This is a genomic window from Solidesulfovibrio carbinolicus (assembly GCF_004135975.1).
In the GTDB taxonomy this organism is placed as follows: domain Bacteria; phylum Desulfobacterota; class Desulfovibrionia; order Desulfovibrionales; family Desulfovibrionaceae; genus Solidesulfovibrio; species Solidesulfovibrio carbinolicus.
The window spans coordinates 799,356-818,216 of record NZ_CP026538.1 but is presented as its reverse complement, the minus strand read 5'-3'; the positions used below and the strand labels follow the sequence as shown (position 1 = coordinate 818,216).

The window sequence follows — 18,861 nt, the reverse complement described above, 5'->3', positions numbered from 1 at the left end:
CGCCCGGAGCGATCCGAGGCGGCGTTGACGTTTGTTCGGGACAGGAAGAACAGCCGAGAACCATTTTTTATTATCGCTTGCCGCAGGGGCAGAGACGGCTGTGGAATGCCTTGTACGCACCCCCCTGGCCAGGTCTCCGGCTGTCTCGGCGACGCCGGCATCCGCCCCAGGCAAGGCCAGCGACCAGCCTGCCCCGGAGCGCAACCGGCCTCCCCGCCAGCCCCCTTTACCCTTTTCTCCAATCGGGGGGGCCGGGGGCATCCTCCTTCTTCCCTCTTCTCTCCCCCTACCCTTCGCTCACGCCGGCCGAGGCGAAGGTCGCCATATCGTTGTAGATATTGCAGGCCGAGCGCATGAGGAACAGGGCCAGGGCCGCGCCGGTGCCTTCGCCCAGGCGCAGGCCGAGGTCCAAAAGCGGCTTTTGGTCCAGGGCGGCCATGATCGGGGCGTAGCCCGGCTCGGCCGAGGCGTGGCTGATGACGGCGTAGTCGGCCACGGTGGGACAGATGGCCCGGGCGGCCACGTAGGCGGCGGTGGAAATGAAGCCGTCCACGGCGATGGGCAGCCGGCAGGCGGCCGCGCCGATGACCAGCCCGGCCAGGCAGGCGATTTCCAGGCCGCCCAGGCAGGCCAGGACGGCCACGGGGTCGCCGCCGGCCACGACGTCCGCGTGCAGGGCAAGCCCCTTGGCCACGATGGCCGCCTTGCGGCCCACGCCTCCGGCGTCCAGACCCGTGCCCGGGCCGGTGATCTCGGCCGGGGAAAGGCCGAGATAGGCGCAAAAAAGCGCGGTGGACGGCGTGGTGTTGGCGATGCCCATGTCGCCCGTGCCCAGGGCTCGCACACCTTCGGCGGCGGCGGCCTCGGCCAGGGACACGCCAAGCAAAAGCGCCCCCTCGCACTGCTCCCGGGTCATGGCCGGGGCCTCGGCCAGATTGGCCGTGCCCGAGGCCACCCGCGCGCCGGCGAACCGGGGATGAGGGGCGAAGGGTTCGCCCAGGCAGCCGGCGTCCACCACCCGCAGGTCGATGCCGGCGGTGGCGGCCAGGACGTTGATGCCCGCGCCGCCGGCCAGGAAATTGGCCACCATCTGGCGGGTGACTTCCTGCGGAAAAAGGCTCACGCCCTCGGCGGCCACGCCGTGGTCTCCGGCGCAGACGTAGATGCGGGCCGGGTCAACGGTCGGCTTGACGCCACCGCTGATGACGAACAGCCGGGCCGCCAGTTCTTCCAGGCGTCCCAGGCTGCCGCGCGGTTTGGTGAGGTTGTCGAGATGGACGGCGGCCACGGGAAAAAGCGACTGGTCCACGGGCCGCACGGCGGCCAGGACTTCAGACAAAACGCGGGACATGGAGACTCCTTTTGGGGATGCAAAACCGGGCGGCCGGAAGGATCGCCTTCCGGCCGCTGCTGGCGTAGCGCCGTTTGGATGCGGATTCAAGAGCCCTAAGCCGGGCATCAGCCCCCGGCCTGGGCAAAACGCGGCTGGCCCGTGGAATCGAGCACGGCCTGCCAATAGTCCGAGGCGATGTCCACGCGCTTGCGCTCGCCGGTGACGAGCGGCAACGGCACATGGACGAAGCGGTCGTTGACCGAGCCGATCATGAGCCCGGTCTTGCCGGCCATGCCGGCGTGGACGGCCAGACGCCCCAGAAAGCCGCAGTAGACGGCATCGGCGGTGTTGGCCGGCACGGAGCGGATGATGTAGCTGGGGTCGATGGCCTTGAGCGTGATGGGCAATCCGGCCGCCTTACAGTGGGCCTTGATGCGCGCGGCGAGCAGGCCGCAGAAATCGCCGAGCACCGGATTGCCCGAGGGGTCGAACCGGCCGGTGTCGTCCACGAGATGCTGCCCGCCGCCCTCGGCCGCCACGATGACGGCATGGCCCCGGGAACGCAGGCGCTTTTCCAGCACGTCCAGCACCCCGCCCGGCCCCTCCAGGGCAAACAGATCCTCGGGCACCAGCACCATGTTGACGTGCTTAAGCCCCATGCTGGCCTCGGCGGCGATAAATCCCGACTGCCGGCCCATGAGCTTGACCAGCCCGATGCCGTAGGGCGCGCCCGAAGCCTCGACATGGGCGCAGGCAATGGCTTCGGCGGCCTGCTCCACGGCGGTGGCGAAGCCGAAAGTGCGCGAGACGAAATGAATGTCGTTGTCCACGGTTTTGGGGATGCACACCACGCCCATGGGCAGTTCGCGGGCCGTGATCTCGGCCATGATGGCCGAGGCGGCGCGCATGGTGCCCACGCCGCCGATGAAGACGCAAAAGCCGATGCCCAGGCGCTCCATGGCGTCCACGATCTCGTCCACGGCCTGGGGGCCGCGCGAGGAGCCAAGGATCGTGCCGCCGAATTCGTGGATCTCGGCCACGGCGTCCGGGGTCAACTCCATGACGTCGTGGCGGCAGGCCGGGATGAAGCCGCGAAGGCCGTAGCGGATGCCAAGCACCGCGGCCACGCCGTAGTGGTGATGGGCCTCCATGACGATGGAGCGGATGACGTCGTTGATGCCCGGGCACACGCCGCCGCAGGTGACCACGGCCACCTTGGTCTTGTGGGGCGCAAAAAAGAGCTGGCGGCGCGGGCCGGCTTCCTCGAAAAAGACCGGCACGGCCTGGGGGTCGGCCAGATTATGGCGGCTGATGCCGACCAGCACTCCGGATTCGTCTTCGATAAAGGCCCCGGAACACTTGGGGCTGTCGCAGGCGGCCTGGCCGAGCTGGGGCACGGCCGCGTCGGCCGGGGTGAGGCGTTCGATCAGGGCGGCGTCCTGGGTGTTGCGCATGAGGACTCCTTGCGGCATCAGAAAAAGCGTTGGACGATCATTGGGGTCGTAGCCTTTTGCCCGGTTCCCGGCAACCGGCCTTGGGAGGCCTTTTGACGCGTACGTTTATTTTCCTGCCGCCGCTTAAAACGGTTTCCGGAGGGCTGGCCGTGCTGGCCGAGGTCGCGGCCGGGCTGGCCGGGCTGGGCCAGGACGTGGCCCTGGTCCTTCGCGATCCGTCCGCCCCGCCCCTGGCCCTGCCGCCGGGACTGCCGACGGTCGGGCTGGACGCCGCCGGCCTGACCCCGGACGACGTCTACGTCGTGCCCGAGGGCTGGCCCAACGCCCTGGCCCCGGGGCTGGCCGCCGGGGCGCGCTGTCTGGTCTACTGCCAGAACTGGGCCTACTTCCACAACGGCCTGCCGGGCGGCGTGACTTGGGACCGGCTGCCGGTTTCTTTTCTCGCCGTGTCCGACCCGGTGGCCCGCTATATCGAACTGGCGACCGGAACCCTGCCGCCGGTGCTGCGCCCGGCCATTGACCCGGCGCTCTTTTTCCCGCCCGCCCAAAAGCCGGCTCCTGACCCGGTACGCGTCGGTTACATGCCGCGCAAGAACAAGGCCCTGGCGGCCATGATCCGCCAGACCACCACGGCCCGGGCCGTCCGGACCGGGCTGGCCCTCGAATGGGCGGCCATCGAGGGGCTTACGCGCCAGGGCGTGGCCCAGGCCCTGCGCGGCTGCCACGTGTTTCTGGCTACGGGCTTTCCCGAGGGCTGCCCGCTGCCGCCCCTGGAGGCATTTGCCTGCGGCTGCGTCGTGGCCGGCTTTGCCGGCTTCGGCGGCTTCGACTACATGCGCCCCATCGGCCCGGGCGGCTACGTCCCGTCGGTTCACCTGCGCGACGTCCCCTGGGGCGGCAACGGCTTTTACGCCGCCGACAATGACGTTTTCGGGGCGACGCTGTGTCTGGAGGCGGCGGCGAAGCTTTGGAACGAAGGCGGCCCGGCCTTGACTGCGGCCCTGGAGAACGCGGCGGCCACGGCGGCGGCCTATGGGCCGCAGGCCCAGCAGGAGGCGCTGGCCGGTATTTGGCGTACCCTCGTCGGCTGAACGCGGCCCTTGCCTTTCGCGGCGAATTGTTGCTTACAATGGTAGGAAACAGTTCCCGCCCCAGGCAAGGAGTTCCCATGGCCGGTTTTTTCCACCGTCTCGCTTCCCGGCTGCCACGTCGCCCGGACACGCCCGACAACACGCCCGACGACGCGGCCGGCACGCGGCCGGCGCGCCGCCGCTTCCTCTCCCTGGCCGCCCTGGCCCCAATGCTGGCCGCCGCCCCGGCCCTGGCCAAGTCCGCTCCCCACGCCGGCCGTGCCATGCCGGCCGGACCGGCCGGTCCAGGCGGACATGGCGGCCACGGCGGCGTCATCTTTCCCTGGCGCGATCCGGCCGTGACCATCACCCCGCCCCCGCCGCTGACCGGCAAGGGCGAGGGCGAGGTCATCACACCCCATATCCCCAGCCTGGGCTTTGAGCGCGACGGCGAGGTCAAGGTCTTTCGCCTGACGGCCCAGCCCGTGACCCGGCTGCTGCTCGACGGGCCGCCGCGCCCAGGCTCGCTGTGGGACCGCTGGCACAAGGCCAAGGGGGCCATGCACGGCATGGACATCCCCAAGCCGGCCAAGCTCTGGGGATTCAACGGCTCCATGCCCGGCCCGGCCATCGAGGTCATCCAGGGCGACCGAGTGCGGATCATCGTCAAAAACGAGCTGCCCGAGGCCACCAGCGTCCACTGGCACGGCCTGGAGATCCCCAACGACCAGGACGGCGTCGGGGGACTGACCCAGCCGCCCATCCGCCCAGGCCAGAGCTTCGTTTACGAATTCACCGTCAACCAGGTCGGCACGTTCATGTACCACTCCTCGTTTAACGAGAAAAAGCAGGTGGGCATGGGCCTTGGCGGCTTTTTCATCAGCCATCCGGCCGACGGCACGCGCCGGGTGGACCGCGACTACGGCCTGCTCCTGCAGGAGTGGTTTTTCTATCCCGGCAACGAGCACGTGGACGTGACCTCCACCGACCCCAACTGGTTCACGATAAACGGCAAGGCCGCGCCGTCCACCGACGTGCTGACGGCCAGGGTCGGCCAGACCGTGCGCCTGCGGATCGCCAACCTGTCCAACATGCACGCCCATCCCATCCACCTCCACGGCGTCACCTGGCGCGTCACCGGCACCGAGGGCGGCCCCATCCCGGAATCGGCCCAATGGCCGGGCAACACCGTCAATGTGGCCCCCGGGACCGTGCGCGACGTGGAATTCACCTTCCATTATCCTGGTTACTGGCACCTGCACTGCCACAAGCTGCACCACACCGTGAACGCCCACGCCGCCGTGCCCATGGGTGTCATGCCCATGGGCGGCATGACCATGCTTTTCGAGGTGGCCGCTGCCGAGGGCGGGCATGACGCCGGACACGCCCCGGCCCAGGCCGGACACGGCGGGCATGACGCGAAAGCCCCGGCCCAGGCCGGACATGACAGCCACCAAGGCCACGGAGGCAACTAGCCATGGGACGCGCCTTCCTGCCCCTGCTGCTCGTTTTCCTGGCCGCCGGCTGCGCCAAGGTGGAGCCGGCGGCCGATTTCGCCAAAATGGCTGCCGTGGTGGCCGAACGCGAAGGGGTCCAGCCCCTGTGGCGGCGCACCCCCGAGGACGACGCGGCCGTGGCCGGGCAAGCCGCCGCCGTGGCCGCCCGGGGCATGACGCTCTCCGACGCCGTGCGTCTGGCCCTGGTCAACAACCCCGGCGTCCAGGCCCGGTTCGAGGACATCGGCGTGGCCCGATCCGAGGTGGTCCAGGCCGGGCTGCCCCAGAATCCGTCCCTGGCCGTGCTGTTCGGGTTCCCGCTATTCGCCGGCGGTCCCCTGGGCAGTCTGGCCGCCACGGCCATGACCTCGGTGTCCGATCTGGCCCAGGTGAAGGACCGCACGGCCAAGGCCCAGGCCGAACTCGAACGCGACATCCTGCTGGTGGGACTAAGGGCCTGCGAGACCGCCCGGGAAGCCCGGCTGGCCTGGCTGGAGGTGGCCTACGCCAAGCGCGCCCTGACCCTTGGCGGCGAGGTGGCCGGACAGGTGAAGAAACTGTCCGAGGCCGCCAAATACTACCGATCCTTTGGGCTGGCCGATGACGCCCGGGTGGCCGCTCTGGAAGCCGGCACGGCCAAGGCGGGCCTGGAAACCGCCGAACTGCGGGCCAGGCTCCAGGTGGCCAAGGCCCGGCTGGCCCGGCTGACCGGCCTCGACCCGGCCCAGCCCTTGGACATCGCCGGCGAGGTTCCGGCCAAGGCCGTGCCCCTGCCCCCGGCCGGCGAGGCCTCGGCCTATGCTAAGGCCCACAATCTGGCCGTCCAGGCCGCGACCTTCGCCGAAAAGGCCGCCCAAAGCGGCGTGGCCCTGGAAAACATCCGGTGGCTGCGGGACTTCGACATCGGCCTGGGCTACGACCTCGACATCGAAAGCAACCGGACCGTCGGCCCGGGCGCGTCGGTGCGGCTGCCGCTTTTCGACCAGAACCAGGCCCAAAAGGCCAAGGCCGACCACCTGCGACGGCAGGCCGCCCGGCTGGTGGAGGAGGCCAGGGGGCGGGCCGCCGAGGAGGCCCTGCGCGCCCTGGAGGAAGCCGGATTGGCCAGGGCCACGGCCGAGGCCCTGGAAACGGGCGTGCTGCCCCCGGCCGCCCGGGCGGCCAAGTGGGCCGGAACCTACGCCGGGGCCATGCAGCTTTCGGAGCTGACCGCCCTGGAGGCATCCTTGGAGCTTTTGCGCGAACGGCTGCGCCACAACCAGGCGCTCTTGGCCGAACAGCAAGCCCTGGTCCGGCTGGAGTTCGTTCTGGGCGGCCCCATCCCGGGAGCCTGATCCGGGACGCGGAAAAATCTTTCCTCGGGCAACCTTCCAGGCTATCATGGGGCGACCGGCCGCGTCTGGCGGCCTGTCGCCCGCCAGAACGTCGCGGCCCTCCAACAACCCAAGGAGGCTCACGCCGTGCCCGCTTTCGCCAAACGCATGTCCCAGGTGCGCCGCTCGTTTATCCGGGAAATCCTCAAGGTCACCGCCGATCCGTCCATCATCTCCTTTGCCGGCGGCCTGCCCAAGCCCGACCTCTTTCCCACCGGCCCCATCGCCGCCGCCGCCGCCCGGGTATTGGCCGAAAACGGCCCCGCTGCCCTGCAGTACTCCGTCACCGAAGGCGAACCGGCCCTGCGCCAATGGATAGCCGACCGCTACAAGACCAAGCGCGGCCTGGACATTGATCCGGCCACGATCCTTATCACCAACGGCTCCCAGCAAAGCCTGGATCTCTTGGGCAAGGTCTTCCTCGACCCCGGCGACGTGGTCGGCGTGGAGCTGCCCGGCTACATCGGGGCCATCCAGGCCTTCTCGGTCTTCGAGCCGACTTTTGCCGGCGTTCCCCTTGGTCCCGAAGGCCCGGACATCGACCGCCTCGTGGACGTGCTGACCCGCCAGCAGGCCAAGATGTTCTACGCCGTGCCCAATTTCCAAAATCCCTCGGGCCTGACCTATTCGCTCACCGCCCGCCGGGCCGTGGCCGAGGCCATGCGCGTGTCCGACGCCATTTTCGTCGAGGACGACCCCTACGGCGAACTGCGGTTTATGGGCGAGGCCCTGCCGCCGGTGTCGGCCTTCATGACCCAGGACCGCTATCTGCTCGGCACGTTTTCCAAGATCGCCGCCCCGGGCCTGCGCCTGGGCTGGGTGGTGGCCGATCCCGACTCCCTGCCCAAGCTCGTCACGGCCAAGCAGGCCTCGGACCTCCACTGTTCGACCCTGGTGCAGCGCATCCTCGTGCAGTACCTGGCCGACAACGACCTCGACGCCCACATCGCCACCATCAAGGCCGCCTACGGGACCCAGCGCGACCTCATGGTCGAACGCATCAAGGCCGAATTCCCCGAAGGTGTGCAATATACCGAACCCGAGGGCGGCATGTTCCTGTGGGTCACCCTGCCCGAGGGCTGCTCGGCCTTTGCCTTGTTCGACCTGTGCATCAAGGAAAAGGTCGCCTTCGTGCCCGGCGAGCCGTTTTTCGTGGACGGCTCGGGCCAGCGCACCATGCGGCTCAACTTCTCCAACGCCGAACCCGAGCGCATCGTGGAAGGCATCCGTCGCATGGGCCGGGCCATCGAAAAGCTCCTGGAAACGCCCGCCTGCCCGGCTGGACCGAGCGCCTAAGACCCCATGCGTCCTCAGCCTTCCGACACCATCGCCGCCGTCGCGACCCCACCGGGTCGCGGCGGCGTCGGCATTATTCGTGTGAGCGGCCCGGCCGCCCGGGACGTGGCCGAAAAGCTCTTTCGGTCGCCCCGGCCGGACTTTTCGGGCCTTAGGCCCTACCGACTGCACCACGGGACCTTTCACGCGCCCGGGGGCAGGCTCCTCGACGAAGGCATGGCCGCCTTCATGCCCGGCCCGGGCAGCTACACTGGCGAGGACACGGCCGAGCTTTTCTGCCACGGCTCCCCGGCCGTGCTCGCCGCCGTGCTTTCCGCCGCTTACGCCCTGGGCGCGCGGCCGGCCGAAGCCGGGGAATTCACCAAACGCGCCTTTTTAAACGGCCGACTGGACCTGTCCCAGGCCGAGGCCGTGGCCGAACTCATCGCCGCCCGGGGCGCGGTCCAGGCCGATCTGGCGCTAAATCGCCTGACCGGCGGCATGGGCGAGGCGGCCCGGGAACTGGGGCAAGCCCTGGCCGATCTCCTGGCCGGCATCTGTCTGGCCGTGGATTTTCCGGAAGAAGAAGTGGAATGCCTGCCGCGCGAGGCCTTTGCCGACGGCGTGGCGGCGGCTGTTGCCCGCATCGACGCCCTGCTCGAAGCCGAAGGGCGGGCCGCGCCCTACCGACAGGGCGCGACAGTGGCCCTTTTCGGCAAGGTCAACGCTGGCAAGTCGAGCCTTTTTAACGCGCTGCTCGGCACGGACCGGGCCATCGTGACGGAACTGCCCGGCACCACCCGCGATTATCTGGAAGAGAGCCTGGACCTCGACGGCCTGCCCGTGCGCCTGACCGACACGGCCGGGCTGCGGGCCACCGACGACGCCATTGAGGACATGGGCAAAAAGCGCGGCCTGGAAAAGGCCCGGCGGGCCACGCTGGGACTATACGTGGTGGACGGCTCGACGCCTTACGTGCCGGACGCCGAGGCCGAGGCCGTGCTGGCCGAGCTGGGGCCGGGCAAGGTGCTGCTCGTTGCCACCAAGGCCGATCTGCCGCCGGCCGAGCCCGCGCCGTTGGCCGCGCTTGCCGGGCGCGGCATCCAGGGCGTGGCCGTGTCCTCGCGCACCGGCCACGGCCTCACCGGCCTTGTGGCCGCCATCCGGGCCATGCTGACCGCCGAGGCCGGCCCGCCCGAACCGGACACGCCGGCCCCCAGCGACCGCGAGGCGGCAGCGCTCTCTGCCGCCCGGGCCGAGCTGGCCGCCCTGGCCGAGGACATCACCGCCGGCATCCCCTACGACCTCATGGGCGTGCGCCTGGAGACGGCCGCCGGGCTGGTCGCCGACATCACCGGCGAGACCACGCCCGACGACGTGTTAAACGCCGTCTTCGACCGGTTCTGCATCGGGAAATGACAAGCACGGCGTAAGAAACGCAACGGCCAAGGCCATCAGCAAGGCCCACTTCCACAAACAAAGGCCCTGGGCGACACGCTGACCGTTCGCGCCAGGATCATCCTCCCGCCCGTCCCCAGCGCGGAGCTCAAGAATCTGCCGCCCGATTTTCCGGGCATCCCCGACTGACCCTTTCCGCTGAAATCACTGTTGGCAAGCGCCGCGTCATTGAGTATTTCCTGTATCCAATCCTCGAAGGTTTGGACATGGGCAGGTCAAAACGAAACTCCATGGGCAACTGATGCCCGTGGAGACGCTTGGAATGTATGAGACATGGGACTGGCTCACCGGGGGGCTCAGGCAAAAATGGTCGCGCAACTCTATAATACTGCGGTAGACAATAACTTGCCGCAACGACGTTGGTAAGCATGTTACAGGGCAGTGATTTCGTAAGTTATATCTGGATGTATGCAGCGCTGCTGCATACCATCATTGGCCTTCACGCCCAGATTGCCATATCTATCTTTTCATTTATAGCAATGCTTTTGTTTTGGCGCGTCTCTTTGTTGCGATGGATTTTTCTGACAATCCTCATTCTCGTTGCCGGCCCGAGGTTGTTCGTATCGGGCGGAAAGATCGTGAGCGATGCGCTGACGACAACCGTTATAAAATACAAAATAATCGTCGAAGTTGAAACGCCAGAAGGATTAAAGACAGGATCGAATGTTGTCCAGGTGACTATTACGCCGAAGTTCGTTCATTGGAATCCCAGCTCTCCTCCGGTTTCAACGAGAGTTAAGGCAGAGGCGATCTTTATTGACCTTGGGCAGAAAAGGCATGTCGTTGTCACACTACGTTTTGGCGAAGCTGGAACGTCTGGTGATCTTGATTCTCTTGCACAATCCGTGTTCAAATGGCCTATAGAGAAAATTACTGGGAACACTAATGTAGCTGGGCAGAGACGGGAGCTTCATGGATATGACATCCCTCTAATGTTGGAGTTTTCTAATAGGAATGACCCTTCGACTGCACGAATTGTTCGTCCTAATGAGTTCGGCAAACATTTTGGGACTGGATATTCATTCAAAGGCGCCTGGATTGAATTGACACAAGACGATGTCTCTTTTGGGACTATTGTTCAGTATCTTCCATGGCTTAAAAATGCGGACTCGCTTCACGAGCTGGGCTTGTACAAACTGTATAGTCCTTCATTGAGTTTTGGCAGCGGCCTGTTTATTTTGACCCGATAGCCTTCCCAATGAACATAGCCCATCTTGTGCGACTTGATGCTTTCGCTAACGATAGAGAGTGATCTCGTACCGAGGAACCGACAGTCCAGGCATGCTTCAGGATGTTTTGAATGGTTGGCATACAGGTTTTGGCTGGACTAATTCACCGCAGGCGATGCTGGCGCTTGATCGCCTTCTCCAGACCGTACCGCTGCATGACGCTCTCTGCATTTTCAAAACCGAAAACCGTGGCGACTTCCGACTTGGGCGAGAAGTTCCTGCCACTCCCCGACCTCGCGAACCGCCCGGAGGCCTCTTCCTCTGCTCTTCTCCGCTCTTCTCTTCTCGCCCCGCTCCCCTCAACGATTCTCAATGGCGTCCTGGATAGCCTTGGCCTCCGCCAATGTGGCGTCCAGGTCCAGCGCGCGTTGGGCGTAGTCATAGGCGTCGTCTTTCTTGTGCCATTTCAGGTAGAACTTGGCGATGTTGAGGAAGGTCATGGGGTGGCCGCCGAAGGTTTTGACGGCGTCGAGGTAGAGGGCCTCGGCCTGTTTGAATTCGCCCAGGGCGTCCCAGGCGTCGATGGCCATGCGCCAGGCCTGCTGGTCGGAGGGGAAGCGTTCGATGGCCAGCATGAACATTTCCGAGGCTTCGGGCAACAGCCCGGCGTCGGCGAAAAGCTTGCCGACTTCGCGGATCATGCCCGGCTCATCGCCGTAGTTTTCCACCAGCCGGCGCAGGTAGACCTTGCCCTTGGGGAAGCTTTTCTGGTCCAGGCACTCCCGGCCCAGGGCCAGCCACTCCTCGCGCTGGGCGTTGCGGCGTTTTTCTTCCTTGGCGGCGGCATGCTCCTCCAGCTCTTCCATTTTGATGCGAAAAGCGGTGAGCTTTTTAATCAGCAGCGTCTCGTCACCGGACTTGTAGCGCAAAAATGGGCCGCCACTCACGCCGAGGCCTTCCAGGAAAGCGATCACGCGCGGGTGGCGGCTGAAATCGTCGCACATCTCGACGAAAAGCAGATCGACCTCGGACCGGCCCATGCCCAGGGCCGAGCTGGTGGATTTGAGCACCAGCGCGTCGTTGGCCGCCTCGATACAACGGTAGAAGTCGTCGCGCCGCAAATACCCCCGGGCGCGGCTGATGTTCTCCCGGATGGTGCGGGCATCAGCCAGCATCCGGTTGTGGTCGACCTTGCGTTGCGCCATGTGTCCGCCTCCGTGGGGGGCGACCTGCGCCTCGGGCCTGGAGGCGTTCCTGGCTGCGGGAAACGCCTAGAGGCCGGAGAGCGTGCGCAGGCTCGCTTCGTTGTCGCGGACCCAGTCAAAGAGGTCCGTCAGGACCGTCTCCGCGCTGCGCTTGGGCTTCCACCCATAGTCGGCCGTCACCCGGCGGTTGTCGCCGATGTAAATGGCCAAGTCGGCCGGCCGATTGACCGGATCGCGCCGTATCTCGATGGCGTTGCCGGTGAGCTGCTCGCAAAGGCGGGTGGTCTCCAGAAGCGACAGGCTGGTTTCCCTGCCGCCGCCGACATTATACACCTTTCCTTTCGCTTTCTCAAGGTCGGCCAGCTGCATATCCAGAAGATCGAACAGATCGTCAATATGCAGCAGATCGCGCACCTGTTTGCCCAGGCCGCCAAAGCCGATGTAGGAGAGCTTACGCTTGAAATAGTGGGCCTGGACCCACAGCGAGAACACGCCCTGATCCACCTTGCCGAACTGCCAGGGACCGGCGATGACGCCGCAGCGGTTGATGACGCTGCGCACGCCGTACATGGCTTCGTATTCGCGCAGCACGAATTCCGAACACAGCTTGGTCGCGCCGTACATGGACTTGGGGCCGTTCAAGTCAAAATCAATGTCCACCCCGGCCTCGCTCCAACCGCGCGGACCGTCCCCGGCCTGCCACACGAAGCGCGACTCTTCCTCGCGCAGGCCGATGGCGTTGATGGGATCGTAGGGATAGACCCGGCTGGTGGAGAGAAACACCACGTCGGCGGCATTCTTGCGGGCCACTTCCAGGCAGTTGATGGTGCCGGTCAGGTTGGTGTTGATGAGATATTTGGGCGAGCCGCCAAATCCGGCCAACACCGACGGTTCGGCCGAACATTCCAGCAGCACGTCGATCTTGTCGTCGAACTCCATGTCCTCGGGATTGCGGATGTCGCCGTGGACGAACCGGATGCCCTCGGCCACCAGCCGGGGCACGTTGAATTCCGAGCCGCGCCGCTTGAGGTTATCGAGCACGATGACCGTGCGCTCGGGGTACTTGCGCTTGAAGGCCACGGCCAGATTGCTGCCCACGAATCCGGCGCCGCCGGTCACCAACATGGTCTGCATATCAGCTCCTTAGGGTAACAAAGCGAAGACCGGAGGGAGGAAACCCCGGGCCAAGCGGCCCGCAGCAACAGGGGAAACCCTGGCTAGCTCCCCCGCCTTCTTCTCCCCAAAATATCAATTGGGGATACCGTACTTTCACTTCAGGAATCAACTGAAGAGGCGGGGTTGCGGCCGCTTCGGCCGCAACCCCGCCTCTAGAGAGGGGGTCCGGGGGGCATCATGCCCCCCGGCCGCCGGAGGCATCTTCGTTCTAAGCCGTCTCGACGACGTCTTTCTGGGTCTCGTAGATTTCCTTGAGGATGCGCGGCACGTCGTAGGTCATCTTCCAGTCGGGGTAGTGCTGCTCAAACTTCTTAAGCCCGCTGATCCACCAGATGTGGTCGCCGATGCGGTTGGTCTCATCGTATTCGCAGTTGAGCTTCTTGCCGGTGATCTCTTCGCACAGGTTGATGGCTTCGAGCATGGAGCAGTTGGAGTAGCGGCCGCCGCCCATGTTGTAGACCTCGCCGACGCGGGGCTTCTCGAAGAAATGCCACAGGCTGTTGACCAGATCGTAGGAGTGGATGTTGTCCCGGACCTGCTTGCCCTTGTAGCCGTAGATGAAATACTTGTTGCCGGTGATGCAGCAGCGCATGAGGTAGGAGAGAAACCCATGCAGGCGCGTGCCGGAGTGGGAGGGGCCGGTGAGGCAGCCGCCCCGGAAGATGCCGGTCTTGAAGCCGAAGTAGCGGCCGTATTCCTGGACCAGCACGTCGGCGGCGACCTTGGAAGCGCCAAACAGGCTGTGCTTGGTGTGGTCGATGGACATGGTCTCGTCGATGCCGTCGTTGTAGGCGTGGGACGGATCGATTTCCCAGCGGGTTTCGAGTTCCACCAGGGGCAGGTAGTTGGGCGTGTCGCCGTAGACCTTGTTGGTGGAGGTGAAGATGAACACGCTGTCCGGGCAATGGGCGCGGAAGTTTTCGAGCATCACCAGGGTGCCGTTGGCGTTGACGGTGAAGTCCATGTAGGGGTCGGAAGCGGCCCAGTCGTGGGAGGGTTGGGCGGCGCAGTGGATGACGGCCTTGATGTCCTTGCCGTAGCGACCATAAATCTTGGAAATGCCTTCGTGGTCGCGGATGTCGGCGTCGTAGTGGGTGTAATTTTTGTGGGAAGCTTCCAGGCGCTGGCGGTTCCACTCGGTGGAGGCGTCCTCGCCGAAGAAGGTCTTGCGGAAGTTGTTGTCGATGCCGACGACATCGAAGCCTTTGTCACAGAAAAACTTGACGGTTTCCGAACCGATGAGGCCGGCGGAGCCGGTAACGATGGCGACAGCCACGGGGGTCTCTCCTGTTGGCGATTGGGTGCGAGTTTCGGGGGCGGCTTACGCGCTTGGGGCCTGGCGTGATCTTCTGGCCAAAAACAGGGCGCCCACGAGGAAACGCAGGAAATACATGCCGCCGGCCTTGACCGGATGGGCCAGGAGCCGGCGGTAGCGGCCTTGTTCGACGAATACGCCAACGAACCGGTAGAACGCCCCATACTGGCGGGCGATGTCCGGGTCCTGCCGGGTCCATTTGGCGATGTAGGCTTCGGCGCTGCCTGTGTAATACGTCTTTTTCTTCAAGTAGCGGCCGAGGTGAAAGGCGGCTTCGTTGTGAAACAGCAGCGGCACGTCCTGTCCGCTTTTCGCTTCGAAGCCCACGAGCGCATCGGGAATGCCCGCGGCGGGCAACCCGGAAACATAGGCGTCCACCGCGTCGAAATCGTAGCGCGAAAGGAGCCCGATGGTCCCGATGCCTTTGAGTTTCTTGTCCAGGTCCCAGTCCTCGGGACCGGTCAGGGACGTGTCGAACCCGCCCACGGCGGCAAAGGCCTCGCGGCGCATGAACCGCGCGCCGTCGATGACCGTGCCGTCGTAGAAGCTGCGCTCGAAACGCCGCACCGAAGGAAAAAAGCCCGTGCCGAGCACGATCTCGGGCACGTGCAAGGCGACGTGGGGGCAACCGTCCAGGAGTTCCACGCAGCGCCGCACCACGGTGCGCGACAGGATCATGTCCGCGTCGAGGAACATGACGTACTCCCCGGCGGCCAGGTCGAGCATGCCGTAGTTGCGCTGGGCCGAACGTTCCGGCCCCTTGTCGAAGACGCGGTCGGTGAAGCGGCGGGCAATGGCCTTGGTGCTGTCCGTGGAAGCGTTGTCCACGACGATGATCTCCAGGGCTTCCCGGGGGAAGTCCTGGCCGGCAACCGAAGCCAGGCAATTGCCGATGTTGGCCGCCTCGTTTCGGGTGGTGACCACCACGGAAACGCGGATCATGCCGCGACTCCCGCCGCATGAATGTTGGCAAGCTTGCGGCCGTGACCGGTTGAACGTGTACGCGTCTTGTGCATGGCGGTCGTGGGAACGGCGGCTGCCTATTTGCAGCCGCAGGATTTGGCGCGGCTTTTGTTGAGCAGGTGCCCGACGAGCTTGGAAGCGGCCCTGGCCAGGAACTTGATGTCGTCAAGGTCCCGGATGCTCAGGATCTTGCGGATGATGAACGCCGGCGTGAGGGCGGCTTTATACAACTCGTCCTTGAATTGCAACACGTCGCTTGAGGAGATCGGGCTTTTCCAGACCGAATCGCGCATGTCGTAGTCATCCCAGTTCTCGGTGGTGAGCCAGCCGTTGGCCTTGGCTTCCTCGAACAGCGGTGTGCCGGGATAGGGCACGACGATGGTGGCCTGCAGGGTGTTGAGCAGGCCGCGCGAAAACAGCGACTTGGCAAAATCCACGGTGCGCCGGGCGTCTTCGCGGGTCTCCCAGGGGTAGCCCACCATGGTGGTGATGTGGGGCTCAAGTCCCGCCTTTTTGGCCATGCGCACGGTCTCCTCGATCTGGGAGACCTTGATGCCCTTTTTGAGACGATTGAGCGTATCCTGGGACATGGACTCCAGGCCGATGAGGATAAAACGGAAATTGGCCTTCTTGAGCAGATTCCACTGGGCCTGGGTCAGCTCGCCCACGCGCATGTTGCAGCCCATGACGACTTTCTTGTGCAGCCCCTTGGCAATCAGCAGGTTGCAGAACTCCTCCAGCCAGGCCCCGCGCGGGAAGCAGCCCGAGTCGTCGAAGATCTCGCGGATGCCGTAGTCATTGACCAGCCGCTCGATCTCGGCCACGTGGCGGGCCGGGGACACGGTGCGGTAGGTCGCGCCCGGGAAAAGGGTCGTCCAGCTGCAAAAGGTGCAACGCCCCCACCAGCAGTCGCGCCCGGCCATGACATAGGCCCCGGGGGTGTACTTGAAATTGCCGTTTTTAAAGGCGTATCGCTTCCACTTGATGAGTTCGCGGTCGATGTAGGGCAGCTCGTCCAGGTTGTGGGTGAGGTTCCCCAGGCCGCCATCGACGATTTCTCCGTTCTCGCGCCGCCAGACCCCGGCCGGCAGGGCCACGGGCCGGCCGTCGAGATGATCGACCAGGTCGGCTAAAATGAAATCGAAGTCGCCGCCGCGGATGACGTAATCCACCGGGCAGTTTTCCATGGTTTCCCGGGGCAGCGCGGTGACATGGTCGCCCATGAGCACGATGGTCGCGCCGGGCAGGGCCGCTTTGAGGTCGGCCACGATCTTCCAGTGCCGCGTCACCACCGGGGTCTTGGTCTCCATGGCGATGACGTCCGGGGCCTTGGCCACCAGATCGCGCTTGAAGGCCTCGTAGGTCATCTCGTCGGCGATGCCGTCGTCAAAGGTGACGGTATGCCCGCGCGAGGCCATGAGGCTGGCGGCATAGGCCGGCACCATGGGGTAGATGTAGGTGGGGTTGGTGAACCACTGGAACTGCCGGTTCTGGGACAGAAGCGGCGTGCCCTTGTCCGAGGACAGCGGCGGATAGGCCACGGAAACTTTCATATCACCTGCCAAGGGAGCTGGTCAGCGTTTTGCGGGAAAGGCCCACGAGGAAACGGACGCCGTACCAGATGTGGGTGAGCGCCACGTAGGGCAAGGCGGCCAGGGCCACAAGGGCCGGCTCGCGGCGAAGGACCGTGAGATCGAAAAAGACGGCGGCCAAAAAACAGCCGTAGGCGGCAAAGCCCAGGCTTAAAAGGCAGCCCATAAGCGGCCAGGGCGAGACGCCGTCGGCCACGTAAAAAAAGCCGTAGCCCAGGGCCAGGACCAAAAAGAGCACCCAGGCCGAGGGGATGAAATAGCACGGCCGGCGCGAGGTTTCGGGATGCACCCGCACGAAATGGCCCCGGTGCAGACCGTAGTTGCCGACCTGGCGCAAATGCTTGGCCAAGCCCGGCCGGCGATGGTGCCACACGAACAGCTCGGGCAGATAGAGGATGCGCCCGCCCTTTTTGTGGACCAGATCCAGGCAGAACTTGGTGTCCTCGCCGGGCCAGCAGGCGGTGTCGAAGCCGCCTACGTCATAAAAGGCGTCGCGCCGCACGATGAGGTTCACCGTGGGCCAATCGTCCACCTCCCGCCGGGGCGGGGTCGGGCGGTAGCGCTCGGGCACGCCGGTGAGGCGGCTTAAAAACACCGCGCCCGAAGCCCTGGCCCAAAAGGGATCGTCCGGGGGCGTGGCCGCCGGCCCGCCCACGGCGGACAGGGTCGGATCGCCCTCGAAGGCGGCCCGGGCGATGGAGAGCCAGCCGCGTTCGGGATAGGCGTCGTCGTCGATAAACGCGAGGTAGAGCCCCAGGGAGGCGGCCGCGCCGAGGTCGCGCTTGACGGCCGGCGACACCGGCCCCGAAGCGATGGCCCGCACCCGGGGGTCGGTTGTCAGGGCGGCCACGTCCATGGGGCCGTCGGGCACGAGGATGACCTCGAAATCCGCTTCGGCCAGGGCCAGCAGATGGGGCAGGCTCTCTTCGATGTAAGGGCCAGGGGCCTTAAACGGAATGATGATGGAAAACAGCGGCGGCGTCGGACTCACTGCGTCTCGTCCCAGGTTCCGGCGCGGGAGCGCACGATGTAAAGGGGCCTGTTGACCACCTCGGTGTGGATATGGCCGATATACAGCGACATCATGCCCAAAGCGCACAGCACGATGCCGATTAAAAGCGTATTAAAGACCGTGAAAAAGGCCAAGGCGGTGATGTTGGCCCCGAAAAACCAGTTGCTGACGACCATAAGGCCCAGCACGGGCACGGTGACGGCCATGATGCAAAGGCCCAGGTAACCGGTCAGGCGCAGGGGCACCAGGGAAAAGGAGGTGAAGCTGTTTATCGCCAAATCAAAAAGCTTCTTGACGGAATAGGCCGGCTCGCCCTGGCTGCGGGCCGGGGCGCAAAACGAGATGTAGGTCTTTTTGTAGCCCATCCAATCGATCAGGCCCCGGAACATGCGCGAGCCTTCGGTGAATTTCGAAAGCGTCTCCACCACTTTGCGGTCGAGCAGCCGGAAATCCGTGGAATTGGGCGGCAAATCGAGATCAGTAAACCGGCGCATGAACCAGTAAAAGGTCTTGGACCCCATCTTCTTGACCAGGGAGTAGTCGGCGACCTTTTCGCGGATGGTGGCCACGATGTCGTAGCCCTGCTCCCACTTGGCCAAAAGCTCGGGAATGATCTCGGGCGGATGCTGGAGGTCGGCGTCGAGGCAGATGACGGCGTCGGAGCCGATGGCGTGCTCCACACCGGCGGTCAGGGCCATCTCCTTGCCGAAGTTGCGCGAGAACATGAGGCCCTTGAAGCGGCCGTCGGCGGCGGACAGCTCTTCAATGACGGCCCAGGAGCGGTCGCGGCTGCCGTCATCGACCAGGATGCACTCCCAGTCGTAGGCCGTGGCCTCCATGACCGCCGTGACGCTGTCGCGCAGGGCATAAAGCCCCGGGCCTTCGTTGTAGACCGGGACCACAAGGGAAATCTTGCCGCCCCGCCGGGAGGCGGGGCGGCTGTCGGCGTCATACGTCATCCGGGATTCCG

The 18,861-nt window shown here is 65.2% G+C and carries 15 protein-coding genes; 6 read left to right on the top strand and 9 right to left on the bottom strand.

Annotated elements, in window-relative coordinates:
- Positions 1-286 precede the first annotated feature (286 nt).
- Both cobT and C3Y92_RS03670 read right to left on the bottom strand, forming a co-directional pair.
- Positions 287-1,351: a nicotinate-nucleotide--dimethylbenzimidazole phosphoribosyltransferase gene (gene cobT / locus C3Y92_RS03675; protein WP_129349602.1), complete on the bottom strand. Its 1,065-nt coding sequence runs from the start codon at positions 1,349-1,351 to the stop codon at positions 287-289.
- A 107-nt stretch (positions 1,352-1,458) separates the two neighbouring features.
- On the bottom strand, positions 1,459-2,787 hold the full coding sequence (locus tag C3Y92_RS03670; RefSeq protein ID WP_129349600.1) for an ATP-dependent 6-phosphofructokinase: 1,329 nt from the start codon (positions 2,785-2,787) through the stop codon (positions 1,459-1,461).
- 92 nt (positions 2,788-2,879) lie between these two features.
- Between C3Y92_RS03670 and C3Y92_RS03665 the strand changes: the two genes are divergently transcribed.
- The 6 genes from C3Y92_RS03665 (at position 2,880) to C3Y92_RS03640 (ending at position 10,649) form a co-directional block, all read left to right on the top strand.
- Entirely contained in the window at positions 2,880-3,878 is a 999-nt protein-coding gene (locus tag C3Y92_RS03665; RefSeq protein ID WP_129349598.1) for a glycosyltransferase family protein, read from the top strand.
- Positions 3,879-3,955: 77 nt separating this feature from the next.
- Positions 3,956-5,332 (top strand): multicopper oxidase family protein, encoded by a 1,377-nt coding sequence (locus C3Y92_RS03660; RefSeq protein ID WP_129349596.1) that lies wholly within the window; start codon positions 3,956-3,958, stop codon positions 5,330-5,332.
- 2 nt (positions 5,333-5,334) lie between these two features.
- Positions 5,335-6,687 carry a TolC family protein gene (locus tag C3Y92_RS03655; protein ID WP_129349594.1) on the top strand — a complete coding sequence of 451 codons (1,353 nt, stop codon included), beginning with the start codon at positions 5,335-5,337 and terminating at the stop codon, positions 6,685-6,687.
- A 126-nt stretch (positions 6,688-6,813) separates the two neighbouring features.
- A complete protein-coding gene (locus C3Y92_RS03650; RefSeq protein WP_129349592.1) occupies positions 6,814-8,022 on the top strand; it encodes an aminotransferase-like domain-containing protein in 1,209 nt (402 codons plus the stop codon).
- Positions 8,023-8,028: 6 nt separating this feature from the next.
- On the top strand, positions 8,029-9,420 hold the full coding sequence (mnmE, locus tag C3Y92_RS03645; protein ID WP_129349590.1) for a tRNA uridine-5-carboxymethylaminomethyl(34) synthesis GTPase MnmE: 1,392 nt from the start codon (positions 8,029-8,031) through the stop codon (positions 9,418-9,420).
- A 407-nt stretch (positions 9,421-9,827) separates the two neighbouring features.
- Positions 9,828-10,649: a hypothetical protein gene (locus tag C3Y92_RS03640; protein ID WP_129349588.1), complete on the top strand. Its 822-nt coding sequence runs from the start codon at positions 9,828-9,830 to the stop codon at positions 10,647-10,649.
- A 338-nt stretch (positions 10,650-10,987) separates the two neighbouring features.
- Here C3Y92_RS03640 and C3Y92_RS03635 read toward each other — a convergent pair whose 3' ends face one another.
- The 7 genes from C3Y92_RS03635 to C3Y92_RS03605 form a co-directional block, all read right to left on the bottom strand.
- Positions 10,988-11,833 (bottom strand): tetratricopeptide repeat protein, encoded by an 846-nt coding sequence (locus tag C3Y92_RS03635; protein WP_129349586.1) that lies wholly within the window; start codon positions 11,831-11,833, stop codon positions 10,988-10,990.
- Positions 11,834-11,899: 66 nt separating this feature from the next.
- Positions 11,900-12,967 (bottom strand): NAD-dependent epimerase/dehydratase family protein, encoded by a 1,068-nt coding sequence (locus tag C3Y92_RS03630; RefSeq protein ID WP_129349584.1) that lies wholly within the window; start codon positions 12,965-12,967, stop codon positions 11,900-11,902.
- A 250-nt stretch (positions 12,968-13,217) separates the two neighbouring features.
- Positions 13,218-14,285: an NAD-dependent epimerase/dehydratase family protein gene (locus C3Y92_RS03625; RefSeq protein WP_129349583.1), complete on the bottom strand. Its 1,068-nt coding sequence runs from the start codon at positions 14,283-14,285 to the stop codon at positions 13,218-13,220.
- Positions 14,286-14,330: 45 nt separating this feature from the next.
- On the bottom strand, positions 14,331-15,266 hold the full coding sequence (locus C3Y92_RS03620; RefSeq protein WP_129349581.1) for a glycosyltransferase: 936 nt from the start codon (positions 15,264-15,266) through the stop codon (positions 14,331-14,333).
- 98 nt (positions 15,267-15,364) lie between these two features.
- Positions 15,365-16,840 carry a B12-binding domain-containing radical SAM protein gene (locus tag C3Y92_RS03615; RefSeq protein WP_129349579.1) on the bottom strand — a complete coding sequence of 492 codons (1,476 nt, stop codon included), beginning with the start codon at positions 16,838-16,840 and terminating at the stop codon, positions 15,365-15,367.
- A gap of 1 nt (position 16,841) precedes the next feature.
- The gene (locus tag C3Y92_RS03610) at positions 16,842-17,870 is read right to left on the bottom strand and encodes a glycosyltransferase (protein WP_129349577.1); all 1,029 of its coding nucleotides are present in this window, start codon (positions 17,868-17,870) and stop codon (positions 16,842-16,844) included.
- Positions 17,867-18,850, bottom strand: coding sequence for a glycosyltransferase family 2 protein (locus C3Y92_RS03605; RefSeq protein ID WP_129349575.1), 984 nt, complete (start codon positions 18,848-18,850; stop codon positions 17,867-17,869). The genes C3Y92_RS03610 and C3Y92_RS03605 overlap by 4 nt, the downstream gene beginning before the upstream one ends.
- Positions 18,851-18,861 lie beyond the last annotated feature (11 nt).